The following is a 23,655-nucleotide window of genomic DNA, read 5'->3' on the forward strand; positions in this document are numbered from 1 at the left end:
CCTTAGAGCTACTTGCGTAGCTCGCGCCTTAAGATTTTGCCAACGGTGGATTTAGGCAGGGCGCTAACAAACTCGATGATTTTTGGTACTTTATAGGCAGTAAGTTGCTCGCGGCAATAAGCTTCGATATCCACTTTCGCAGCTTCAATATCGCTATCTGGTTCGTTAAGTACAATAACCGCTTTTACAGCTTCACCACTGTGCTCATTGCTTACACCAATTACGGCACACTCTAAAATACTGCTGTGGTTTGACAGCACATCTTCAACTTCATTTGGATACACATTAAAGCCAGAGACGATAATCATATCTTTCTTGCGGTCGACAATTTTATGGAAACCATCTTCGGTCGCAATGGCTATATCGCCGGTTCTAAAGAAACCTGCTTTAGTCATCACTTTGTCGGTCTCGCTTTGATTATTCCAATAACCTAACATCACCTGTGGACCAAATACGGCCAATTCGCCCGTTTCACCAATAGGCACTTCATTATCATCCATATCGAGGATTTTAACTTGAGTGGCAATAACAGGCTTACCGATTGTGCCGAGCTGCTCAAGCCCTGGAGAGTTGAGCGATACGACTGGTGATGTTTCAGATAGGCCGTAACCTTCTGAGATAGTACAACCTGTTGTTTGTTGCCATATCGATGCAGCGGCTTGAGTTAGCGCTGTGCCGCCTGAAATTGTCACCTTTAAATGACTAAAGTCGAGCGCTTGAAACGCCGGCTGATGACAAAGGCCAACAAACAGGGTGTTAAGGCCGGCAAAACCAGTAAACGGGTAGTTTGCAAGGGTCGAGATTAGGCCAGAAATATCGCGCGGATTTGGAATAAGCACTGAGCAACCACCGCGCTCATAATAAAGCACTAAGTTCACCATAAAGGCATAGATATGGTACACAGGTAGCGGCGCAACGAAGATCTCTTCGCCCTCAATTATCTTGCTGCCAAGGCGCGATTTAATCTGCATAGCATTGGCAATTAGATTACCGTGGGTCAGCATGGCTCCTTTCGACAATCCCGTAGTGCCACCTGTGTATTGCAGCGCGGCAATTTGGCCAAGCACGCTAATCACAGGCGCATAGGTATGTTCACTGCCTTTTTGCAAAGCATCGTTAAAAGTCACTGTTGCAAAAGGGACTTCAGGCTGTGGTTGTGGCGCAATCAAGTCCATGGCATGAGTTGAAATCACGGTTTCAATATCAGTATTTGCCACTACTTCAGTTAGCGTAGGCAGTAAGTCTGACAGCACTACTAGCGCTTTTGCACCTGAGTCATTAAATTGATGAATAAGTTCACGCTGGGTGTAAAGAGGGTTGGTATTAACCAGTACTAATCCAGCTTTTATTGCACCATAAGCGGCGATGACAAACTGAGTGATATTGGGCAGCTGAATCGCAATTCTATCACCCTGAACAAGATTGGTTTCTTGTTGTAAATATGCGGCAAACTGGCGTGAATATTGGTTGATTTCATTGAACGAAGTTTCTTTGCCCAGGCATGAATATGCGGCTTTATCACCGTAACGGGCACTGGCAAGTTCAATCAGATCGATAAGCGATGCGTAGCGTGAGAGGTCGAGGGTTGAGTCTGAATCGTAAGCCATTGAAGTACCCTTAAGCTAGTGTGTTTATGATTAGTCGTTATGGTTATTATAAAAATCAAACAGGTGTTTAGATTAGTGTGGTTTATGGGGAGAGGTCAATGCTTTCGCTTCAAAGAAGTTGCAATAAATTGTAGGGACATTGTTTTTCAATGTGTTGGCTATCGTTTTGTAAGATTTAGACTTTTTACTCTAAATGGCTTGATTATATTGCAGCAAGGTTAGCTAAGGCATAATAGTTTGTTTGCGACAGCAGTTAATTCAAATGCTTAAGCGCCAAATGCAATTAAGTGCAATTTGGCGCTTTATTTTGTTCATCACTAATTTGTTTATCACTAGGGCTTGAGTTACTGGTGCTAACTTCTGCCTTAAGCAATAAGCTCATTAAATTGGCGCAAAGAAGCTCGACTCCTGAGATGCTTGGCTGTAGTTATGCTGCTCGGCGACTGTAAAGGTTATATCATTGCGAGCACTGTCTAATAGCTCTGGCAGAGCAACTACTGTGACTGGGTAGTCGAGCTGTTCACCGGGGTGAATTTTTAAATCTACTTCACCCATAAGTCGATATGCACTATTACCTGATACATAAATGCGATAAAGCCTTGTTTGCTGCGTTTTATTACGGATCTTAAGGGTAAAACTATTTTCCACCTTGTCGTCTAATGTTTCACGGTACAGCGATTGTCTATCGCGTAATACATTGAGCTCGATGTTATTACGGTTATAGATATCGACGGCGATAACACTGATCATAATGAGCGCTGCAATACCATAAGCTAAGAATTTGTAAGACTCGTAAAAAGGCTCAGCTTTACCTGCAAGGGTATTTTCACTGGTATAGCTAATCAGGTTGGGTTGATAAGCAAACTTTTGCATCGTTTGATTACAGGCATCGACACAAGCCCCGCAGTTGATGCACTCATATTGCAGACCATTTCTAATATCTATGCCAGTAGGGCAAACATCGACACATAAATTGCAATCAACACAGTCGCCTAATGCGCTAGCTTCATTACGCTTACGTGGACCGCGACTTTCACCGCGAGCGGCGTCGTAGGTAACCGTTTTGGTATTTGCGTCAAACATTGCCGATTGAAAACGCGCATAAGGGCAGCAATGTAGGCACATTTGCTCACGCATCCAGCCTGCATTTAAATAGGTACATATTGCAAAGAACCATACCCAAGCAGTAATCCAAAAGCTGGCGCTAAAGCTAAAAATATCGATATATAGTTCACGGGCGGGAACAAAATAAGCAATAAAGCCACAACCTGTAAGCAAGGCGATTGCGCCCCAAGCTGTATGCTTGAGCACACGTTTTTTGAGCTTATCGCTACCCCAAGGTGCTTTATCTAATGCATAGCGCTTGTTGCGATTGCCCTCAATGCGAGTTTCTATCCATACATAAATAAAGGTCCATGCGGTTTGCGGGCAAAGATAACCACACCATACTCGCCCCCAAAACACAGTGACAAAAAATAGTAAGAATGCCGCAGCAATAAACACCCAAGCTAAAATGGTAAAATCTTGTGGCCACAGTGTGGTGCCAAAAAAGATAAACTGCTGCTGACTAAGATCAAACAAAATTGCTTGGCGACCATCAAAAGAGATAAACGGTAGTAAGAAGAACAGCGCGACCAAAAGGCTGTTCATGCCCGTTCTGAGTTGTTGAAACTGACCTTTTTGTTCACGTATATGAATTTTACGACTCGACGTTGGTGTCGATATATTTGTTACTGGGATCCGCTGCGCTTTAGTGGCGCTATCTAGCGTGTTATTCACGTTTTTGTTTAGCATAAGGCTTCTCTAGTGGACGCGTTCTTGTTTGCAGTGGCTGTGAGTACTGCAGACGATATCTTTAGCTTGGTATTAGCAAGCCTTAGGCCAATAATTGGATGGTGTAAGTTACTGATTTTATTTTGTATTGTATGTTTTGGTTTTTAAAGGTGTGGCGATATATCGTGACTTGACGATATATCGCTATTTTTACTTAGTGAGGTAGGGGAGGATTGAATTGAGCTTGCTGTTAAATCGGCCTGCTAATAGCAAGTTTATTCATGCGTGAACGTAAGGTACTTGGTGGTAAACCTAGCACCGCAGCAGCGCCGCCACTGCCTGAGATCCGCCACTGAGTTTGCTTTAAAATATTAATAATATGCTGGCGTTCAACCTGTTGCAGTGTTTGAGTGTTACTTATGGTGTCAGCGACATTTTCAACTGGAGCTGACATTGTCAGTTGGCTAAAGTCTAGCACTGGTCCGTTAGCTAAAATCATTTCGCGCTCAAGTACATTCTGCAGTTCGCGTACATTACCTGGCCAGCTATTTTGCATCAGTTTTTGCATGCCTTTATGGCTAACTTGAGTCACTTTTTTACCAAGTTTGCGGTTAAGATCTTGAATTAAATGACTCACTAATTCTGGAATATCGCTGAGTCGCTGTCTTAATGGTGGTACGACGATGGGAAATACATTCAAGCGGTAGTACAAGTCCATGCGAAACAGCCCTTGCTCAACACGCTTAAGCAGATCGTGGTGAGTCGCGGTAATGAGGCGAATATCGACCTTGATGGTTTGGCTACTGCCAACACGCTCGAACTCTTGCTCCTGGATCACCCTTAGCAGCTTAGACTGAGCTTCTAGGCTGAGTTCGGCGACTTCATCTAAAAACAGCGTGCCTTGGTGAGCCAGTTCAAAGCGTCCTTTTCGGCGGCTGGTGGCTCCGGTATAGGCGCCTTTTTCATGACCAAATAGTTCACTTTCCAGCAGCGCACTTGAAAATGCGGCGCAGTTAACGCTGATTAAAGGTTTATCGGCACGATTACTTAGACGATGTAAATTACGGGCAACTAGCTCTTTACCTGTGCCATTTTCGCCACTAATTAACACTGTGCTTTCAGTATTAGAGACCAACTTAATTTGCTGAATAAGCTGATTAATAGGCTTGCTACTACCTGATATTTCTACATCGCCCGTGCGGTCTGCGAGTTCAAGCTGTAGGTATTGATTTTCAAATGACAGCTTTTCAGATAGCGCCTGAACCTGCTCTAATGCTTGTCTTAACGACTGCTCGGTTTGCTTTTGTATACTAATGTCACGAAATATCGCGACTACGCCAATCATGACGCCATCTTTATAAACGGCGGTTGATGTGTAGTGCACAGGAAAGCTAGTGCCGTCTTTACGCCAAAACACTTCGTGGGAGATCTCACGTGCCATACCATCTAATAAGGTGTTGTAAATAGGGCAGTCGTCTTTATGGTAGTGGCTGCCGTCGCTATGGCTATGATGATGACAATCATGAATATTTTTGCCTAGTAACTCAGCTGAGCGCCAACCTGTCATTCGTTCCGCTGCTGGATTAATAAAAACCGCATTACCTTCTAGATCAAAACCGTAAATCCCTTCGCTAACAGCATTTAAGATCAGTTGGTTCTCAGGTAAAAAGTTATCATGATTGGTTTTATTTTTAAGGTTAATAGCAGACATATTGCGCCCGGTTCTCAGCAATTAATGCTTTCAGTATACGTAAAACAGCGGGGCAAAAAAATAAGGTCACGAAATAACGTGACCTTATTAATGTCTTTAACGATAAATGGGGCTAGATGCTGTCTGTAGTGACTAACCTTTGGCTTTTGCTAAGCCTTGCAGCACAGATTCCATTGTTAGCTGGGTTGGTAAGATAATGCCGTTTGGCGCACCCGGTCCGTACACTTTATTGTAGGGAGTACCGCCACGCCCTTGGGTGCGCATATAGTTTTCAACGACTGCATTGGGCTCGGTCCAATCGCCAACCATTAATATAATCTTGTCGTCTGCAAGTGCATTAACGATTTTCTCTCTGTGGGTTACCCCTACTTTATTGGCGTAGCAGATATTGCACCAGTCAGCGGTGATATCAACAAATACGGTATAGCCTTCATCCACCAATGGCTGGATTTGTGCGGGTGTGAGAGTCTGCCAATGTAGCTTTTTGTAGGCGTCGTAATCTTCACCGAAGTTGATAAAAGCAAACACGCCGCCGACACACATTGCCATAAAGCCTAAAACGACAATGACACCGTTAGGGATTATTCTTCCTTTAATTTTAAGCCAAATAAGCGAAGCAATACTTAAGCAAAGCAAGGTAAAAAATATAGCGATGCTAATTGAAATCGTGTCCATCAAATCTCCAAAAGATTATTCTAATCGCTGCTGATTGTTGTCGAACGTTAATGGTGCAGTTTTGAGCCTGCATTGTGCCAAGCTAACACTATTTTGCACCAGTTAAATGAAAATAACCTGAGTAGCAGTCACTTACTGAATCACTAATAGTAAAGAGTGCGGTTAAATTAAGCCTATATTGCGCTGTTTTTACGTTTTTAGTGGCACAGCAAGTTGGTCAGCACGGGGCACTATCATGTATATTATGGCCAATTTTTACTGGCCACTGGCTAGAGTATAGTTAAGGAATATTATGACATTTAGCGCTTGGCTAGGTTTGCTAGCAATTTGCTGCTTGGGCGCCATGTCGCCAGGTCCGAGTTTGGCTATGGTAGTACGCCATACTTTGGGCGGTGGTCGCGGTAAAGGGATTATTTGTGCTTGGGCGCACTCTATTGGTATTGGTGTGTATGCACTGCTTACATTACTAGGTTTAGCGGTATTACTTAAGCAAGCGCCAATGGTATTTAACGGTATTGCCATTATCGGTGCGCTTTACCTTGCTTATATGGGCATACAGGCATTGCGCTCAAAGGGCGGAATGTCAGATAAACTGGCTGCAGGTGAGTCTACCGATGCACTTACTGCTGCTCGCGATGGTTTAGCCATTTCACTGTTTAACCCTAAAATCATGTTGTTCTTTTTGGCGCTGTTTAGCCAGTTTGTGATGGTGGCAGATAACATGACTGGTAAGGCGTTAATTGTACTCACACCGCTAATCATTGACGGTTTGTGGTACACACTCATCGCATTAATTTTGTCTCATTCAGCAGTATTACCAAAGCTGAGAGAAAAGTCGGCTTTGATTGATAAACTGTCAGGTGTCGTGCTGATATTACTGGCAGTTCGGGTGATTGTGACCCTATAACGCATGATTTATAGCAATAAAAAACGCCATCATGATGATGGCGTTTTTGTGGGATCTATAATGCTAACGTGAGTTATCAACGCAACATGTGCGAATTACCACTGTTAACGAGAGCAGCAAATTAAGAGTTAAAAACTTGTACAGCGTCGTCTTTAGCTGGTTCTGGCTCACGTGATTGCACTGGATTCTTGATATGATCTTCAAGGTTGTCATCAAGCATGGCTTTGTATTCATCAGTAAACCATGCAAGTGCGTTTTCTTTCTCTGCTGCAAGATCTGATGACTTTAAAGACGCTTCAAATGCGTTAAAGCGAGCGGCTGCGAAACGCATAGCTGTGCCGACTTTACCGACATCTTGCTCTTTACCTGCTAGTTCGTTTGCCAATGCAATGAATTGATCGGCTAGTTCAAAAATGGTGGTTTCTTTTTTAGCTTCTGACATCTTGCTTCTGCTCTTTCTTACCTAGGATAGTGTCTCGATTCTAACTTAAATGAGACATTAATGAATCATTGATATTAACTATTGGGATCTGAATCGGTAATAACGCTGCCATCTCTGGAGTCGTAATAGATAGATAGGGTTTGTTCTGCAAGGTAGAAATAGCGGCATTGGTCGGGACCAATGTAGGTTGCAAAGTATTCAGCTCCCTCAGTATTGGGATTACTGGTCACAACTGGTGGCTCTTGCATTATGGTGCGCCAAACCGACATGCAGTCCGCGACATTATTCAGTCTTGGGCTAGACTCAAACGGTGGGTAGTTTTGCGCAGGAAACCCCCATAAATTGATGTCGAGCTGGCCATTAGTGCCATCACCAAACACCTGTAAATTATCTACTGGTCCAGACCCGCCTTGAGATGCCCACTTTACATTGGCTAAAGTAATACCACCTTTAAATGCCGCGCCAGTTGCTTTAACTTCGGCAATCTGTGCATCTAGTTTAAGGTTAATAAATTTAGGCGCTGCCACCACGGCTAAAATAGCTAAAATGATGATGACAACCACCATTTCAATCAGGGTAAAACCAAGGTGTGCAGTTTTTGCGGGCATGAATAATTCCTTTATTCTGTCTATCTAGGTTTTATCCTAACGAGCTACCACTTTAAATACAATATTAGCAGTAACGACTTAACCAGCTAGCTGGTTGGATCGGAATCCACCACAACGCTGCCGTTATTGGAGTCGTAAGTTATCGATAGATTGGTGTTGTCAGTGTATTGATAAGTACATGCTGCAGGTTCATTGTAAATAGCTTTATAGTCAGTCTCATCTGCTTTAGTTGCATCAGAAACCGTAGGTTCATCGTTTTGGAGTATCACTTGCCATACCGAGATACAATCATCGACGTTATCGAGCTGAGGTGAGGCTTCATCATCGGTAAAGTAATGCTGCGCAGGCCAGCCATTAGCATTAAAATCAACATGAGCATCATCGGAGTCGCCATATACAGGTAGGTTTTCAGCAGGACCACTGCCCACTTTTACCGCCCAAACCGAGCGGGCTAAGTTAATGCCGGATTTAAACGCACCGCCAGTATTTTTGACTTGCGCCACTTGCGCATCCACAGACAGGTTTAAAAACTTCGGTGCCGCGATTACAGCTAAAATCCCCAATACAATAATGACAACAACAAGTTCTATAAGGGTAAAACCTGCTTGAGCTTGGCTGTGTTTAGGAGAAAATCGCGCAGTAAATTGCATTGCTGGTTGTCCGAGGCATGTAACGAGCGCACATCTTACCACTGACAATGTTTAATACAAATGATTAAAGGTTGGTGCGTTTGTGGAAAATAATAGCTAACTAGACGTGTTTGTTGTTAATTACGGTGTGTTTTTACGCCAGTCAGCTAGTTATTCAGTTGCTGAATGCCTCAAAGTTAAGCAATTGCACGGCCTAGATTGCAAGCGCCGCAGAGACATTTTAAGCTTGTGTCATACACTGTAAGCCAACTGAATATGGCTGGCCTTTAAATATTTAATACTATGTTGAGAAAACAGATGACAGCTACAACTTGGGCAGACTTTATTGCTGAGCAACAGCAGCAGAACTACTTTAACACTCTGCAGCAGTTTGTCAGTGCTGAGCGCGCCGCAGGTAAAGTTATTTTCCCGCCAGAAAATGAAGTGTTTGCCGCTTTTGATGCTACACCACTTGATAAAGTTAGAGTCGTGTTGATTGGTCAAGACCCTTATCACGGCCCAAACCAAGCCCATGGCTTATGTTTCTCGGTTAAAAAAGGCGTTAAAACGCCGCCATCTCTAGTGAATATGTATAAAGAACTTGTCACAGATATTGATGGTTTTACTATTCCAGAACACGGCAATTTAACGGCTTGGGCCGAGCAAGGCATTTTGATGCTTAATACTGTGTTAACGGTTGAGCAGGGTAAGGCACATTCTCATGCCAAATCTGGCTGGGAGACTTTTACTGCCAATGCGTTAGAGTTACTCAATCAGCAACCACAGCCGATTATCTTTGTGCTTTGGGGCGCCCATGCGATTAAAAAGGGTAAGGGTATTAATGCAGCGCAGCATAAAGTGATTTCAGGGCCACATCCATCGCCGTTATCGGCTTATCGCGGCTTTTTTGGCTGTAAGCATTTCTCGCAGATTAATCAGTTACTGCAAGCGCGCGGCGAAGCGCCAATCAACTGGCAGGTTTAATCACTAACAGCCAAGTGAGCCTTGTTAATCTGTAAATTTAAACACAGTGCTAGGGGTAATGATCATCGGCAAGGGCACATCCCAATGCTCACAGGGTAAGCTTGCTACTTGCTGGCAGTCATGGCTAAAACCTATTGGATAAGGCTTACCTGATTGCTGCCAATTAGCTAGAGTGCGGTCATAATAGCCGCCGCCCATACCCATGCGATTGCCTTGTTTATCAAATGCCACTAATGGCGTAATGACCACATCAAGCTCATGGGTAAGGAGCATTTGAGTAATATCCAGCTTAGGCTCCCATATTTTAAGCGAGTTTTGCTCTAATTTGGTGTTGGCTGTGTAGCGTAAAAACACTAAGTTGCCTGCGCTAAACGGGTGTAACCTTGGCAAATAAACCTCAATCCCAGCCTGCCAAAGGGCTTCAATCAGCGGCTTAGTATCTAACTCACCATCGTTAGTCAGGTACAGGGCAACTTTACTAATCTTTAGCTTATGTAAAGCTGATATTGATAGTGTTGCTGCAGCGCTAGCGTATTGAGTTTGTTGCTCAGGGCTAATATCACGCCGCGCTTGACGGATTGCGCTACGAATAGCGTTACGGCTGATTTTGATTGCATTAGAACTGGTTGCTATTGGCATGAATTAGGCTCCTTTAAATTCAGTCTAACCTTTGGTGCTAAGCAAAAGCTACTGTAAACTTCTTATTAAGTGGTGTAAAAACGCCGCTTGGTTGAGGCAACCAAACGGCGTAATTTACAGTGTGCTTTTTGCAGCTAGAACTAGCGCTCCATATTCATCGACTTAAGTAATACAGGGCTGTTGTAGTCTGCAACGGCTGTTTTAGCATTAAGCCAAAAACGGCGGCGGGTTAAGAAGTAACTAAACAGCACAGCTAATAAACCAATCTCTATAAAGTTGTACTGAATATACATTAGTGCTGTGCCGACAATTTGGCCTAATCCTCTAAAGTAATTTTCATCTGCAGGAACTGTTCCCATTGCGCCATTGAGCATGGCTAATACAAACTGAATGCCCAGATACAGTGCCACTGCAGCAATTAACCCCACAAGCTTTAAGTACCATTTTTTAGGCCAACTCACGCCTAAAACCAGCAGATATAATCCAACAAAAATTGCACCGCCAGCTATGCCTTCTGCAAAATCAGGCCCTAAATACATCGCGGACAGCGTATTGTAATATAGGCTTAAGCAAACATGGGGAAGTAGCAAGGTAATGCCTAATGCCAAAGCGTAAGTTTTAGCCTTACCGATATTTTTCCAATAGCAACGTTTTACCAGCTGGTAGCTAGCAAAAAACAGTCCTAATGCCATGGCATAATTAGCGAAAGGATGAATGCCAAACAGGGCAAAATCAGCAGTTAATACCGCAATAACCCATTGTGGATACTCCATGATCCCCATTCTACCTGGCGCATCTTTAGCAAAGTCTGGGAAGAACAGTGCAATCAATATTGCTAAGGTAAAGAATAGATAGCCGTATTTGGCTAACGACGCCATCATCTTAGGGATAATCCCTTTAACGCTCTGTTTTTTAAGTTGACCAACTAAGCTGTCGTAATTAGCTCCAACTGCGTCTTTGATATCCGTTGAAACCCAGTTTTCTTCAAGTAATGCAATACAGGTTTTGGTTTCTTTGGCTTCAATAATATCTTTAATCGCGGGTGTTGCTAATGCTTTTTTGTCGTCGTTTTTGCTGCCTGCACCAAGGTTTTGTGCCACTTTCCACACAGCCGGATCGTAGACTCCGCCGGCATCATGAGTTCGGTGTTGTTTACCGGCAAAGCACATTTTAGTGTCAACTTTATCTATGCTGGCGGTAAATTGCAGGGTTGGTAATACTGCGGTAAAGCCGTAAACAAAGGTACAACCATCAAGGTCGCCTTCAACGTCAATCTCGGTGACATCGTTAACGCAATGAATAACGTTAAGCCCTGTACGCTTAACAAATTCGCCAGTCCACTCATGATAGTCATTGCTGGTGTAGTACCATTTAGTGCTGCGTTTAGCTTCGCCATCAATGGTGTAGCTATAGTATAAGGTGCCGCTACCGCCACAAGTACCGCAAGTGACGTCACCGCTGCCGGAACAGGTTGTACAGGTGCGGTTACCGCTACCCCAACAGCTTGAGCATGACTCTGTGGTGTAAACAGTGCGCTCACTGTAGCTGTCGTATTTACTGACACTGATGCGGCCGCGGCCACCACAAGAGTAGCAGTCTTGTTTACCACGGCCATGACAGCTGCCACATCTAACGCAACCAGAACCACGACAGTTACTACAAGTGTCGCCACCGACGTAAGCATTTGGCGCCGAGCGCAAACTGGTATTTTTGATCAAGAAATTCGTGGAAACATCAGGTCCAAGGATTTTCAAAAAACGCTCATTAAACAGTGGATCTCGGCCACTGACATATTCCTCTGCAGCTTTGTGTGCATCAGCACTCGCTTCAGATGAGGTTCCACGGTAAATACCTGATGGACGACTACCACCATGTGAATGACGGCTTACGCCAATTTCTACTCGCCAACCAAAGTGAAACTTGAGTTGTGCATCTTTAGCCTGCTCATCGCTTAGGACTACTGGTACATCAACGCCAGTAATTTCTTCGCCATTGCTTCTAATGTAATCTTGAAACTGTTGCAATTTGCTCATGTGATACTTCCTATAAAATCACAGGTTAAAGTTTGATGGTAAATTGGGTTTGATCTGCCTTTAGATACACCCATTGACGCACAGCCTGGTGGCCAGGCGCGCTAACTTTAATGTCATATCCGCCCGGTGGAAGCAGCATGCCGGCTTGATACTTGGGTTTAATGTTCATCACCGAAATTCTGGCATTATCGACATTAGTATTTACTGTTAACGGCAGTTTTAAAGTGGGTTTAGCGGCAGTGCTCTTTGTGCTAGCAACCTCATCATGTTCAGGTAAAACCGCTAGGTCAAAACGGTCTAGTGGTTCGCTAATCGCGTGGAAACCTCGGGTCATGTTTAGCGCGTTATCTATTGATGTGCCAATAGGTTGCACCAAGGGCTGAGTAACCAGTAGCCATTTAAGCGCATAAGAAACACTGGCTGAATCGTTCTTCTCCATTTGCTCGAAGAAGTAATTCATTGCCGAGTCTTCCATGGTGTACTTATTGCCACCAACAGATAAAGGCACCACAAAAATTGCAGCTAGCAAAGTCGCAGTGATTGCCGGTTTTAGATAAGGTTTACTTGCCTTGTCTTCTTTGGGCTTTGCCTGTTTCGCTTGTACCAATTCCACCAACTTCATCGGTAGTTTCAGTACGGTAAGCAGCACTAGGGCTAAACTTATCGACATTGAAATAGGTGGAATAATCGTAGCCCGTAGCGCCGACTTGCCCGTAGCTTCAAATTTACCGCCATCAGCAAACTCAGCTTGTTGCGCCTCTAATACATTGATGTACTCGGTCGTTTTACGTTGAATATTGGGCTCAATGATTTGCTGCTTAAACTGACGATTGTTCCAGTCAGCTAAAGTTGGGTTGACGTATAGGTCGCCCATGCGTTTGGCAATGCGCTGCTGAATTTCGTGATGACGCTGGAACTGCTGCCAACTTAGGTTTGGTGGCATATCAGTATTTTTAGCGCGCATGTTTTTGCGCCATTCAATATCAGCTTGCTGGCGTACCTTGCTGGCAACGGCTTTATCAAAGGTTAAACGGTCGGTAATAGACCAAGCAGTAGGTAAGCTTAGGCCTTTTTGTTTTAGTTTCTTGTTTACTTTAATACTGGTTAGCTCATGCACTCTAAAAGTGTGCAATGAGGTAATACCTAGTGGATAACCGCCGGACTCTTTAATGAAGTTAGGCTCCATTTTTACCATCAACACGTTTTTATAGTGATTGACGTCGTTGGTATAAACCATGCGGTGATCTTTCAAGCCCGCATCGCCACCGGTTGCTGCGTCAACTGCTTGCATGGCGGTGAATAAGCCAAAGGTCATTACACCTGCAATGATAGAGTTGCCGACATTTTCAGAGGTAGAGATCTCCTCGCGAATAAGCCAGTCGTCAGCAGGAATATAAGGAATACTTAGCTTTTTGATCTCGCGATCATAGTTTTCTTGTAAGCGCTCGTAGCAGCTATTACGGCTGCTGCCTTTTCGCTCCTTACATTTGTTACGGCGTTCAAAATAGTCATAAATTTTAGGAGCAATTTTTTGTGCACGTGATTCAACCCGTGCCTCATAGGCTGTTACGCCTTTTTGATATTTTTCCCAACCTTGTTTTACTTGGTTTTGGGTATCTAACCAATATTCGTCTGAACGTTCAGGCGAACTGGCAATTGCTCGGTTATATTTAGCTGAACCATCGGCATACTCTTGATATTTGCCGCGCAGAGTTTGGCGAAACTCGTCGTAATCTTGATAATGAGTATCAAAGTTAGACATAGCTCTATCGCGGACAAATTTCTCCATGATCATGCGCTTTTTCTGCGATAGATCATCGACCAGTTTATCGTCGGCATATACCAAACCACCAAACACAGATAAAAAAGCTTTTTCCGTACTGCTGTGGGCAGTATCGGGGTCGTAATTAATACCTTCAAATTGAATCGACTTTTCAATTAACGCACTGCGTAGCACCTGTGAAATATAGGCTTGCTGACGCTCTGCGGGTGTAGAGGCGTCAATAATAAATTTATCGACTAACCATTTTTGGCCAAAAAATACAGTTGGCCATACAAGTATGGCGATTAAGCTGAAATAACCTAAAGCCGCACCAACTCGCGCAACACGTTTGCCCGTTAGTAACATATCAGCCAGTAGCAAGGTAACACCAATACCACTAATGGTTCGGCCAAACAGCTCAACCGCGCGCAGATCATCATGGCTAGAGTTACGGCCACCTGCGACATCAGTTAAAGCGGCGTTAAATACCGCTTCAGGGAATAGGTACACCACTGAGCAGACGAACATCGTCATCAACCACCAAAATGGTTTTCCGGTAATGGCTATCTGCTGTTCGACTTTTTGCTGCTTTTGTTGCTTAGCAGCCGTAGATTGCTGCTTTTTTTGCACCTTCTGCAGTTGTTTTTCTGCTTCTGCCATTTTAGTTTGCGTTGGCGCGGCCTTGAGCAAACCAGTGGCAAATGGGCTGTGTTTTTTATCAGTCATTGTTACTACTTGGTAGGGTTAAAATAATGGTTTTGCTGTTTGTGGTTTCGATTTCTTCATCAACAATGGTTGGAAAACCATGGGGATTAGTGGCGTTAGTCTTATGGCTGACTTTTTTAGGCTTAGCTTTAGCACTAGCAATCGCTTTTAGACCCGAACTTAACGAGATGTAATAGCCTTCTTGCTGATAACCTAGCATTTCATTAAAGCGGTCAAAGTCAGTGTCGCTTGGTAGTGAGGCGATATATCTGCCAGAAGCTGTAAGTGGTTGATAACGTTTCTTAGGAACTGCGGCGTTAAATAATTTTTGGCAGATCTTGTAAGGCGTCGTGTCAACGATAACGCCATCAGGTAGCTTTGGCTTAGATAGACGTTTTAACTGTGACTGATGATAATCGGTGCCGTTAATCGTATAGGTATACACTTTCATACCGTAACGATGAGCGCTGTTTAACACGCTGGTATTTTGCATGAAACTGCGAATATCTAAGTGCAAACCAGAGTTATTGCCCAGCTTTTTATTAAGCTTTTTAATGCCTGGGGACGAGGCGTAGTTTTTATAACGAGAGCGATAGCGCTTGGTACCATACTTTCCAGCAAACTCGATATTGCTTTGGTTATCTAGGTAATAGTCGTCGTTCTGCGCGCCGCGGCGTAGATCGGCAGTTACTTTATCAACACTGGTAGGGTGAGCGCCTTGAACAAAGCCTAGGTATACACGTGGATTAATTCCGCGGAGCTTCTCAAGCATTTCAAGGTCAGATGCTGAATAGTAAAAGCCACCCTGACCAATCGTTTGGCGTAACATATTGTCGAGTTCAGTTAACTCATGACCATTGGCTTCAGACTTAATCTCAACGTTGAGTAGTTGATCATAAGAGCGGTAAGCTGCAAAGGTTGTGAATGCCTCATATGCTGTAATTGGCCGCATATCCAACAAATCATTCGAGCCTTTTTGGCGCAGCTTTAAATTGGCATATTGCTGGCGGTTCATACGCTCAAGTTTATAGCGCTCGCCGGTGTAATAAACGGTTGCTCGACCTGTTTGGCTGTCATGGTGATTCACCCAAGTGCCATCTTTTAATTGCATAACATCAATTTCGACACTGTTGTAGTTATCAAACAGTGCTGACGCAATAGCAAGGTCGCTACTTTCTGGTAAGCGAAAGTCACCGCGGTGGGCAGAAATATCCAGTGGACACTGGGCAATCGATACCATTTTGATGTGACCATTTTCAGCAAGATAGAGGTTGCGATCGCCCAAGGTGAGCTGAATATCAACTATATCTTCGCCGTCAACCTTAACATCAAAAGGTAAATGACTTAATTGAGCTGGAATGACCTTCGCAGGAGCAGGTGGTGTCTCAGGAGTCGATTTACAACCAGAAAGAGCGAAGAGTGAAATAAGCAGTACCGCGTAGTAACGGCGAGGGTTTTTTATGTAACTTGCCATAATCCCTAAATTACAAGTTATTAATTATGCACGCTTTATACTCGAAATGAAGGTTTAACACAATGTTGGTTATAAAGGCAGGATTATGCAAGTTGTTGATATTAATGTGTTTGATCTATTTTTGAGCTATGCGGTTTTTACATAATGTGACATATGAATACTAGGTATCTGTCAAAATTGCTCGATTTGTCAGTATATTGGCTAGAGGGATTTGCTTTTTTACTGCTGGAATTCGCTATTAACTGCCTGCTAGTTAATAGCTTCCATTAGCTGAATTAGTTGAGAATGAGTTAGGCGAATTTGGTTTTATGTTTAGCCATTAGCGCCATTGTAAAGTCAAACTCAGCAAAGTGATAATAACTGCAAGCGGATATATTTATTTAATTGTTTAGGTGGTGCTTGTAATGAGAAAAGTACTAATAAACTTGCTTGTTTATAGCGTGAGCTTCAACTTATTTGCGATCCCGTATGATGTAAACCAAGGTTATGATTGCAATAAGTTGAACGATGATCTGACGAACCATATTGCAATTACACCGGAGAGAAAAATTAGAGCGAGTTTGAATACTTGGCAGGAGCATAAAGGTGAAATACCTGAGCTGAAAATATCGTTAGTCAACCTTGTTTATTTTTTATGTAAAGAAGATAGAAATACCAGCCGTCAGGTACAAGACATAGTGTTTGATATTTTGACAAAAGCACAATGGAGCGAGCGACTTAACTCCGTTTTAGGTCATTAAGGTCGGTGTTTGATGGGAAAAATTTAAAATGTACAAAAATCAGTCTTATGTTTGTGGACCTAATGTATATAGTTGATGTTTCAACTCTCGTTATAAATAGCCATTTTTCAAGAGCCCTAGCAGTTGTTAGAAGTACTGACGATATAAAATGTAAATATTAAAAATGTGATTGATTTCAAGAATATTCGACAGCGGCTACACTTTTGCGTGTGCACGTGTATAGTTACCTTCCTAGTCTGGATGCTGAAGACTAGTAATAACGGAAATCTGAGTTATTTAGCCTCTATTTCTAGGTAACTTGCTGAATTGTTTGTATTTCATTGCTTTCAATGAGATTGTCAGGAGGACTGAAATGAAAAAAGTTTTAATATTTTTTATTTGCAATTGCTTTATCTTTAACTTGTATGCCAATCCGTACTCCCTAGAACAAGACTATGATTGCGATACTTTAAATCGTCATCTGGAAAATAGCCTTGCGGTTGCACCTGAGAGGAAAATTAGATTAAGCCTTAATAATTGGGAAGATCATAAAGGTGAAATACCTGCTCTGAAAACACCATTGGTAAGCTCGGTTTACCTTTTGTGTGAAGAAGGTAAGAATGCTGAACGTCAGGTTAAAGATATTGTTTTTGATATTTTGGCAAAAGCGGAATATACGGTAACCTCTGTTTCTATTCAGGAGCATTAAGATTATTTTTAGTAGATGAAATCTTATTCCAATTGCTACTGTGTATTTAGTAAAGAGTTATATTTCATAACCCTATTATATGGAGTAGTTATTAAAAGTCCGACTGGTCGGTTAACTAATGCTCAAATAAAAAACCACCGTTATTGCTAACGATGGTTTTGTAATTAGATGTTCCCGCCAATGTTTGACTGAGAGCCCGACAGGTCGGTAACAGTAATACGCAGATACAAAAAAGCCACTTCAATCTGAAGTGGCTTAATGTAAAAATTAGATGTTCCCACCAATGTTTTGACTGAGAGTCCGACAGGTCGGTATCACCAATACACTGATACAAAAAAGCCACTCTGTTATCAACAAAGTGGCTTAGTAAATAGATGTTCCCGCCAATGTTTTGATTAAGAGTCCGACCGGTCGGTAACAGTAATGCGTAGATACAAAAAAGCCACCTCAAGTGAGATGGCTTAATGTAAAAAGTAGATGTTCCCCTCAATGTTTTGGCTGAGAGTCCGACAGGTCGGTATATCTAATGCGTAGATACAAAAAAACCATCATTATTGCTAACGATGGTTTTGTAATTAGATGTTCCCCGGAATACCGACCGCTGGTGTAGCCCTTGAACCGTAGGTTCAAGGCGGGTAAATGAGTACCTCCTAAGGCTTCTCGATACGAGCCGAGCTTGCACAATGTCAGTAAAACATTCACCCTGGGTTTGTAAGTATCGGCACAGGGACATTACCAGCTAGCGAATACCCCAGGGAACAAAACTTGTGTTCGTAAACCAGTCGGGTGACTAAAATGGGCTTACGATAAAACTGTTTTCAGTGCTAATAAAGCAACTGCGATTATAGCTATTTTTAGTCAGCTTTTGTAGCGCGATCAACCAGCGCGACTTCAAGTGTTGACTGCAGCAAACCGATTTTCTCATCCATTTGCTTAATATATTCTTGATTCTTTTGCTGTTCTTCTAACAGCTCATAACCGATATTTAATGCTGCCATAATGGCAATTTCTTCACGGCTAATATTGTTAGTACGCGCCTTAAGCGAGGTTAATTGCTTTTCGAGGTTATTGGCCACATGCCTAAGCGCAGCTTCTCGCCCCTCTGGACAAGCAATAGAGTAGGTACGACCCAAAAGAGTAATGTCAATCGCCTTGCTACTCATCCCGAAAACAATTCCTTAAACCGTGTACTTGAGCGGACTATATCGGTCTCACTAGCAAAGTGCAACACGATCTACGCGCAAACTGGCGCAGTTTAGATTAATTGTTGTTTAGATCGCCATTGGCGTACAAACATAGAGCGGTTAAGGGCTTTCATTAATAAACTATCGTACAAGCTTAAGTCTTTGCTCAGTTAACATTAAGCTCGTTATTACAAGGATAATTAGCTGTATTGGTTACGATTGCAGCATTTGTGGCACACAGCACAAAGTTTTGCCGACTTTATGGTGCCGACTATTGGTCGACACTCACACTTCTGCTAGCATGAAGTGAGTAAATTTTGTGATTGGAAAATACCTTATGGCTAGCCTACCTACCTTGCAGATGGACAAACTCCTTACTGCACTCAATGCCGCTGAAATTGGTCAGCACCCTGTCGAAGTTCATGGCGCACTTGTCGGACTTATTTGTGGTGGTGTAGAGCAAAACCCATCGGGTTGGACACAACCACTGCTTGAGCTGATGAACGACGGCCAAGCACTGCCAAAAGAATTACAAAGCCTGATTGACGACTTATACCAAGATGCGGTGACTCGTTTGTCTGATACCGACTTTGGCTTTAGCCCTATGTTGCCCCAAGAAGAAGAGTCGCTACCAAAGCGCGTTGAAGCCTTATCACTTTGGGTGCAGAGCTTTTTAACCGGTATTGCGATTATTCAGCCTAAGTTAAATCAAGCGCCACTAGACGTGCGTGAAGTGATCCAAGATTTATCTGAAATTGCTCAAGTTGAATTTGACGTTGCCGAAGATGAAGAGTCAGAAGCTGCACTGATTGAGCTGATGGAGTTTACCCGTATGGCGGCATTAATGTGTTACGCCGAGTTTGGCCCAGCCGTTGATGACGACGAGCCAATTGATGTAGGCGTCATGCACTAACGCTTATTTAAACTAATCACCGCCATCGCTGTTGTTGCATGGCGGTTTTTGTATCAGCAACAGCTAACTTATCTTGTTATTGGACCAATACATTCCATGGCGAACCATAACCAACACGCTGATGTAGTAAGTACCACTGAAATTAATCATGTCGATATCGCCATCGTTGGCGGTGCAATGGCAGGGGCAACCTTAGCGCTTGGCTTAGCTGAGCTTGCAAAGCAGCAGGCTGGCAACAGGGTAATAAAAATAGCGCTGATTGAAGCGCACAAACCCAGCTCTGAGCATCCAGGCTTCGATGCCCGCTCAATTGCTATCTCCCACGGCTCTATTTTCGAGCTTAAGCAGTTAGGCTTGTGGCAGCATTTAGACGCGCTTGCTGAACCTATTCACAATATCCATATTTCTGAGCGTGGCAATTTTGGCATGACAGAGCTTAATCGCGAGTCATTTCACCTGCCTTATCTTGGAAAAGTGGTTGAACTGGAGGCAGTGGGTAATAAGTTATTTAGCCTACTTGAACAAAGTGATGTAGCACTTTATTGCCCGGCTAAGTTACAAAATGTTGTTGCAGGCATAGATTCACAACTATTGACGTTAGAAGATGGTCAGCAAATTGCCGCTAAATTACTTATCGCCGCAGACGGGGTCAACTCCAAAGTACGCCAAGCCTTTAACCAGCCGCTTGAGCAAGTCGACTTTAATCAAACTGCCATCATTGCCAATATTCAAGTAGAGCAACCGCATCACGGGTGGGCCTATGAGCGCTTTACTCAAACTGGGCCACTGGCCCTGTTGCCAATGGCGGCTAATCAAGGTGAGTCACGCTTGTCTATGGTGTGGGCGCTTGAGCCTTCTGATGCCGAGCGACTATTAAACGCACCTAAGGCTGAATTTATTAGCGAACTACAACATGCCTTTGGCTACCGCGCAGGTCGCTTTATCGATATTGGTGCGCGCTTTAGTTACCCGTTAATGCTGTCGTATATGCCAAGACCGATTTATCAGCGCACTATCTTTTTAGGCAATGCGGCGCAAACTCTGCACCCGATTGCTGGCCAAGGTTTTAACTTGGGGCTACGCGATGTGGTATGTGTGATCGATGTACTAAAGCAAGTACTCGCTAACCCAGAACCTCATGATATAGGCAGTGTTGCTGTCACGCACGCTTATCTTGAGCGCAGAAAAGCCGACAGACAAAGCACCATGAATAACATCGAGTTTTTAGTGCGCGGTTTTTCAAACGATTATTGGCCGCTGGTGATCGGCCGTAATCTTGGGCTACGACTATTGTCATGGTTTCCACCATTAAAAGCGCCAGTGGCGCGCCAAGCAATGGGCTGGCGTAAAGGTTAATCGTTAGCAGTAACTTCGCCGTATTAAAGTCAAATTAACAATAAACATGCACACTGTCATGACGAGGCAAGCAGCCAAAGTGGTATGTTGTTGGCGTAATTCGCCATTTTTGAGTAAGGGTAAAAGATGTTAAGCACACAAACTTATGATGTCGCAATCGTTGGCGGAGGCATGGTTGGCCTAGCTACTGCCATAGGTTTAGCGATGGAAGGCATTAAAGTCGTGGTGATCGATGCCGGACAAACTCAAGCCGTATCCGGTGAGCCCAAACTAAGAGTTAGCGCCATTAATAAGGCAAGCCAGCAGCTTATTACTAACTTAGGTGCTTGGCCTTACTTGGCTGCCACGCGAGTAAGTCCTTACCAAAAAATGCAAGTGTGGGACAAAGATAGCTTAGGAAAAATTGACTTTGACGCCCACTCACTTAGCGAAACTCATCTTGGTTCGATTATCGAAAACGACGCCATCGCATTTGCATTAGCAGAGCGAGCAGGGGAGTTAACTGAGCTGACTTATATCGAAAACACCCGCTTAGAGCGCATCGCCTTCGGTGAGCGCGAAGCATGGTTAACCTTAGATAATGGCGAAAGCTTAAGCGCTGCACTGCTTGTTGCAGCTGATGGCGCCAACTCTTGGGTGCGCGAGCAATGCAAAATTCCAATGACCTTCTGGGATTACAATCATCACGCCATTGTTGCCACTATTCGCACTGAGCTGCCCCATGGTGAAACCGCCAGACAAGTATTCGACAAAGAAGGGCCATTAGCCTTCTTGCCGCTATATGAAAAAGATCTGTGTTCTATCGTCTGGTCAGTGTCACCCGAAAAAGTCGAGCAACTATTAGCATTAGATAAAGTGGCATTTGAGCGGGCATTGACCGCTGCTTTTGATGGCCGTTTAGGTATGTGTAGCCTAGAAAGTGATCGTCAGTCGTTCCCGTTACGTATGCGATATGCGCGTCACTTTGCAGGACCGCGTTTAGTATTAGCTGGCGATGCGGCACATACTATCCACCCGCTAGCAGGCCAAGGGGTTAACTTAGGCTTTCTTGATGCTGCGGCCATTGTTGAAGTGGTGAGCGAGCTAAAACAGCAAGGTAAAGACATTGGTGACTACAAACATCTACGCGATTTAGAGCGCTGGCGTAAAGCGGAAGCACTAGAAATGATCACCGCAATGGAAGGCTTCAAGCGCTTATTCCAAGGTACGAATCCGGTGACTAAGGCGATCCGTGATATTGGCTTAAATTTCGTCGACAATTTTGCGCCATTGAAAACACTGTTTATTCAACAGGCGTTAGGTAACAAGAACAACCTACCGAAGCTTTGTCGCCGTAACCAAAATTAATCATGATCAAATTTCATGCACAGCTAAATAAGCCTTTTATTTCATGAGTTTGTTTATTGGGCTTTTAGCTTGGTTGAATGTTTGTGGTTGTTTTAACAATTTTGCAATAAGAAAAACTAATCCAAAAACTGTTCGGATTAGAAAATTCTTTTGTATACAAAGTGACGACTCAAGGTATAATTTCGCCGCATTTTAATGCGAGGACATAAATCTGGTGCCACTACCTTACACAAGCACAGCCTATATGTGCCGGCATCAGCAGCAGACTAAAAGACCCCAAAGAAGGGATAAAAATGGCTAACAAAACTGTACTTTTTAACAAGCATCTAGAATCAAACGGCAAGATGGTAGACTTCCACGGTTGGGATATGCCACTTAACTATGGTTCACAAATCGAAGAGCACCACGCGGTTCGTCAAGACGCAGGTATGTTCGACGTATCTCACATGACAGTGGTTGATGTGATTGGTGATGACGCTTGTGCCTTTTTACGTAAATTGCTAGCCAACGATGTCGCTAAGCTTAAAGTGCCAGGTAAGGCCCTATACGGCGGAATGCTCGACCATAACGGCGGCGTAATCGACGACCTTATCACTTATTACCTATCAGATACTGAGTACCGCATTGTGGTTAACTCAGCTACCCGCGAAAAAGACCTCGCGTGGATCAACGAGCAAGTTCAAGGCTTCAGCGTTGAAGTGACTGAGCGCCCCGAGCTGGCGATGATCGCCGTACAAGGCCCTAACGCGAAGGCAAAAGCCGCAACTGTATTTAACGCTGAGCAAAACGCAGCAATTGAAGGCATGAAGCCATTCTTTGGTATGCAGTCTGGTTCACTGTTTATTGCCACTACCGGTTACACCGGCGAAACTGGCTATGAAGTGATTGTGCCAGAATCTGAAGCCGAAGCACTATGGCAAGCATTTTTAGAAGCAGGCATTCGCCCATGTGGCTTAGGTGCACGTGACACGCTACGTCTAGAAGCGGGCATGAACCTTTACGGCCTAGATATGGACGAAAGCGTTAACCCACTCGCCGCTAACATGGGCTGGACGGTAGCATGGGAGCCAAGCGATCGTGACTTTAACGGTCGCCAAGCGCTAGAAAAGATTAAAGCAGAAGGTACAGACAAGCTAGTTGGCCTGATCATGGACGCTAAAGGCGTTATCCGTCACGGCATGGCGGTATTCTTTACCGACAGCGATGGCGTTGAGCAACAAGGTACGATTACTAGTGGTACATTCTCACCAACATTAGGCTACTCAATCGCTATGGCGCGCGTACCTAATACCATTGGTGATGTGGCTGAAGTAGAAATGCGTAAAAAGCGTGTACCGGTAAAAGTTATCGCACCGTCGTTTGTGCGCAACGGTAAACAAGCATTCTAATTATATTGGTGGGGTTATAGCTATTTGCATTGGCTTCGTTGTCGAAAGTGCTCATTGATGCTTATCAACTGCGCGCTTTCTCCTAGAATC

General features: G+C 43.8%; 20 protein-coding genes and 1 other RNA gene. 8 read left to right on the forward strand and 13 right to left on the reverse strand.

What is annotated here, in order from left to right:
* Window positions 1-8: 8 nt before the first annotated feature.
* From L2740_RS04500 to L2740_RS04515, 4 genes are all read right to left on the reverse strand, one after another.
* On the reverse strand, window positions 9-1,607 hold the full coding sequence (locus tag L2740_RS04500) for an AMP-binding protein (protein WP_248948927.1): 1,599 nt from the start codon (window positions 1,605-1,607) through the stop codon (window positions 9-11).
* Window positions 1,608-1,988: 381 nt separating this feature from the next.
* Window positions 1,989-3,401: a cytochrome c oxidase accessory protein CcoG gene (ccoG, locus tag L2740_RS04505; protein ID WP_248948928.1), complete on the reverse strand. Its 1,413-nt coding sequence runs from the start codon at window positions 3,399-3,401 to the stop codon at window positions 1,989-1,991.
* A gap of 229 nt (window positions 3,402-3,630) precedes the next feature.
* Entirely contained in the window at window positions 3,631-5,091 is a 1,461-nt protein-coding gene (locus L2740_RS04510; RefSeq protein ID WP_248948929.1) for a sigma-54 interaction domain-containing protein, read from the reverse strand.
* Window positions 5,092-5,223: 132 nt separating this feature from the next.
* A complete protein-coding gene (locus tag L2740_RS04515; RefSeq protein ID WP_248948930.1) occupies window positions 5,224-5,766 on the reverse strand; it encodes a thioredoxin family protein in 543 nt (180 codons plus the stop codon).
* 292 nt (window positions 5,767-6,058) lie between these two features.
* Between L2740_RS04515 and L2740_RS04520 the strand changes: the two genes are divergently transcribed.
* A complete protein-coding gene (locus tag L2740_RS04520) occupies window positions 6,059-6,673 on the forward strand; it encodes a LysE family translocator (protein ID WP_248948931.1) in 615 nt (204 codons plus the stop codon).
* 121 nt (window positions 6,674-6,794) lie between these two features.
* Here the strand turns inward: L2740_RS04520 and L2740_RS04525 are convergent, their stop codons facing one another.
* From L2740_RS04525 to L2740_RS04535, 3 genes are all read right to left on the reverse strand, one after another.
* Complete coding sequence (locus tag L2740_RS04525) at window positions 6,795-7,115, reverse strand: DUF3144 domain-containing protein (RefSeq protein WP_248469784.1); 321 nt, start codon at window positions 7,113-7,115, stop codon at window positions 6,795-6,797.
* 74 nt (window positions 7,116-7,189) lie between these two features.
* Window positions 7,190-7,723 carry a type II secretion system protein gene (locus tag L2740_RS04530; protein ID WP_248948932.1) on the reverse strand — a complete coding sequence of 178 codons (534 nt, stop codon included), beginning with the start codon at window positions 7,721-7,723 and terminating at the stop codon, window positions 7,190-7,192.
* An 86-nt stretch (window positions 7,724-7,809) separates the two neighbouring features.
* The gene (locus tag L2740_RS04535) at window positions 7,810-8,373 is read right to left on the reverse strand and encodes a pilus assembly FimT family protein (RefSeq protein WP_248948933.1); all 564 of its coding nucleotides are present in this window, start codon (window positions 8,371-8,373) and stop codon (window positions 7,810-7,812) included.
* Window positions 8,374-8,670: 297 nt separating this feature from the next.
* On the opposite strand from L2740_RS04535, the gene ung reads away from it, so the two are divergent.
* Window positions 8,671-9,336, forward strand: coding sequence for a uracil-DNA glycosylase (gene ung / locus L2740_RS04540; RefSeq protein ID WP_248948934.1), 666 nt, complete (start codon window positions 8,671-8,673; stop codon window positions 9,334-9,336).
* A gap of 24 nt (window positions 9,337-9,360) precedes the next feature.
* Here ung and L2740_RS04545 read toward each other — a convergent pair whose 3' ends face one another.
* From L2740_RS04545 to L2740_RS04560, 4 genes are all read right to left on the reverse strand, one after another.
* Entirely contained in the window at window positions 9,361-9,975 is a 615-nt protein-coding gene (locus L2740_RS04545) for a 5-formyltetrahydrofolate cyclo-ligase (protein WP_248948935.1), read from the reverse strand.
* A gap of 140 nt (window positions 9,976-10,115) precedes the next feature.
* On the reverse strand, window positions 10,116-12,008 hold the full coding sequence (locus tag L2740_RS04550) for a DnaJ-like cysteine-rich domain-containing protein (RefSeq protein WP_248948936.1): 1,893 nt from the start codon (window positions 12,006-12,008) through the stop codon (window positions 10,116-10,118).
* Between the two features lie 25 nt (window positions 12,009-12,033).
* A complete protein-coding gene (locus tag L2740_RS04555; protein ID WP_248948937.1) occupies window positions 12,034-14,496 on the reverse strand; it encodes a peptidase associated/transthyretin-like domain-containing protein in 2,463 nt (820 codons plus the stop codon).
* Entirely contained in the window at window positions 14,489-15,949 is a 1,461-nt protein-coding gene (locus L2740_RS04560; RefSeq protein WP_248948938.1) for a glycerophosphodiester phosphodiesterase, read from the reverse strand. The genes L2740_RS04555 and L2740_RS04560 overlap by 8 nt, the downstream gene beginning before the upstream one ends.
* Window positions 15,950-16,353: 404 nt before the next feature.
* On the opposite strand from L2740_RS04560, the gene L2740_RS04565 reads away from it, so the two are divergent.
* Window positions 16,354-16,689 (forward strand): hypothetical protein, encoded by a 336-nt coding sequence (locus L2740_RS04565; RefSeq protein ID WP_248948939.1) that lies wholly within the window; start codon window positions 16,354-16,356, stop codon window positions 16,687-16,689.
* Window positions 16,690-17,041: 352 nt separating this feature from the next.
* On the forward strand, window positions 17,042-17,377 hold the full coding sequence (locus L2740_RS04570; protein ID WP_248948940.1) for a hypothetical protein: 336 nt from the start codon (window positions 17,042-17,044) through the stop codon (window positions 17,375-17,377).
* Between the two features lie 579 nt (window positions 17,378-17,956).
* Here the strand turns inward: L2740_RS04570 and ssrS are convergent.
* Together ssrS and L2740_RS04580 are read right to left on the reverse strand one after the other, a co-directional pair.
* A non-coding RNA gene (gene ssrS / locus L2740_RS04575) (6S RNA) lies at window positions 17,957-18,138 on the reverse strand.
* A 93-nt stretch (window positions 18,139-18,231) separates the two neighbouring features.
* Entirely contained in the window at window positions 18,232-18,540 is a 309-nt protein-coding gene (locus L2740_RS04580) for a cell division protein ZapA (RefSeq protein ID WP_028766250.1), read from the reverse strand.
* Window positions 18,541-18,898: 358 nt separating this feature from the next.
* On the opposite strand from L2740_RS04580, the gene L2740_RS04585 reads away from it, so the two are divergent.
* From L2740_RS04585 to gcvT, 4 genes are all read left to right on the forward strand, one after another.
* Window positions 18,899-19,474: a UPF0149 family protein gene (locus L2740_RS04585; protein WP_248948941.1), complete on the forward strand. Its 576-nt coding sequence runs from the start codon at window positions 18,899-18,901 to the stop codon at window positions 19,472-19,474.
* A gap of 96 nt (window positions 19,475-19,570) precedes the next feature.
* Entirely contained in the window at window positions 19,571-20,830 is a 1,260-nt protein-coding gene (ubiH, locus tag L2740_RS04590) for a 2-octaprenyl-6-methoxyphenyl hydroxylase (protein WP_248948942.1), read from the forward strand.
* Window positions 20,831-20,956: 126 nt separating this feature from the next.
* The gene (locus L2740_RS04595) at window positions 20,957-22,177 is read left to right on the forward strand and encodes an FAD-dependent oxidoreductase (protein ID WP_248948943.1); all 1,221 of its coding nucleotides are present in this window, start codon (window positions 20,957-20,959) and stop codon (window positions 22,175-22,177) included.
* 293 nt (window positions 22,178-22,470) lie between these two features.
* Window positions 22,471-23,565, forward strand: coding sequence for a glycine cleavage system aminomethyltransferase GcvT (gcvT, locus tag L2740_RS04600; protein WP_248948944.1), 1,095 nt, complete (start codon window positions 22,471-22,473; stop codon window positions 23,563-23,565).
* The last annotated feature ends 90 nt before the right edge of the window (window positions 23,566-23,655 follow it).

Source organism: Shewanella pneumatophori, from assembly GCF_023283895.1.
Classification (GTDB): Bacteria; Pseudomonadota; Gammaproteobacteria; order Enterobacterales; family Shewanellaceae; genus Shewanella; species Shewanella pneumatophori.

Excerpts from the sequence above, each read along its gene's own strand:
- L2740_RS04565 (WP_248948939.1), top strand. The coding sequence starts at position 16,354 with ATGAGAAAAGTACTAATAAACTTGCTTGTTTATAGCGTGAGCTTCAAC.
- L2740_RS04525 (WP_248469784.1), bottom strand. The coding sequence starts at position 7,115 with ATGTCAGAAGCTAAAAAAGAAACCACCATTTTTGAACTAGCCGATCAA.
- L2740_RS04500 (WP_248948927.1), bottom strand. The coding sequence starts at position 1,607 with ATGGCTTACGATTCAGACTCAACCCTCGACCTCTCACGCTACGCATCG.
- gcvT (WP_248948944.1), top strand. The coding sequence starts at position 22,471 with ATGGCTAACAAAACTGTACTTTTTAACAAGCATCTAGAATCAAACGGC.
- L2740_RS04545 (WP_248948935.1), bottom strand. The coding sequence starts at position 9,975 with ATGCCAATAGCAACCAGTTCTAATGCAATCAAAATCAGCCGTAACGCT.
- L2740_RS04530 (WP_248948932.1), bottom strand. The coding sequence starts at position 7,723 with ATGCCCGCAAAAACTGCACACCTTGGTTTTACCCTGATTGAAATGGTG.
- L2740_RS04510 (WP_248948929.1), bottom strand. The coding sequence starts at position 5,091 with ATGTCTGCTATTAACCTTAAAAATAAAACCAATCATGATAACTTTTTA.
- L2740_RS04570 (WP_248948940.1), top strand. The coding sequence starts at position 17,042 with ATGAAAAAAGTTTTAATATTTTTTATTTGCAATTGCTTTATCTTTAAC.
- L2740_RS04550 (WP_248948936.1), bottom strand. The coding sequence starts at position 12,008 with ATGAGCAAATTGCAACAGTTTCAAGATTACATTAGAAGCAATGGCGAA.
- L2740_RS04535 (WP_248948933.1), bottom strand. The coding sequence starts at position 8,373 with ATGCAATTTACTGCGCGATTTTCTCCTAAACACAGCCAAGCTCAAGCA.
- L2740_RS04585 (WP_248948941.1), top strand. The coding sequence starts at position 18,899 with ATGGCTAGCCTACCTACCTTGCAGATGGACAAACTCCTTACTGCACTC.
- ubiH (WP_248948942.1), top strand. The coding sequence starts at position 19,571 with ATGGCGAACCATAACCAACACGCTGATGTAGTAAGTACCACTGAAATT.
- ung (WP_248948934.1), top strand. The coding sequence starts at position 8,671 with ATGACAGCTACAACTTGGGCAGACTTTATTGCTGAGCAACAGCAGCAG.
- L2740_RS04580 (WP_028766250.1), bottom strand. The coding sequence starts at position 18,540 with ATGAGTAGCAAGGCGATTGACATTACTCTTTTGGGTCGTACCTACTCT.
- L2740_RS04520 (WP_248948931.1), top strand. The coding sequence starts at position 6,059 with ATGACATTTAGCGCTTGGCTAGGTTTGCTAGCAATTTGCTGCTTGGGC.
- L2740_RS04560 (WP_248948938.1), bottom strand. The coding sequence starts at position 15,949 with ATGGCAAGTTACATAAAAAACCCTCGCCGTTACTACGCGGTACTGCTT.
- L2740_RS04515 (WP_248948930.1), bottom strand. The coding sequence starts at position 5,766 with ATGGACACGATTTCAATTAGCATCGCTATATTTTTTACCTTGCTTTGC.
- L2740_RS04595 (WP_248948943.1), top strand. The coding sequence starts at position 20,957 with ATGTTAAGCACACAAACTTATGATGTCGCAATCGTTGGCGGAGGCATG.
- L2740_RS04555 (WP_248948937.1), bottom strand. The coding sequence starts at position 14,496 with ATGACTGATAAAAAACACAGCCCATTTGCCACTGGTTTGCTCAAGGCC.
- ccoG (WP_248948928.1), bottom strand. The coding sequence starts at position 3,401 with ATGCTAAACAAAAACGTGAATAACACGCTAGATAGCGCCACTAAAGCG.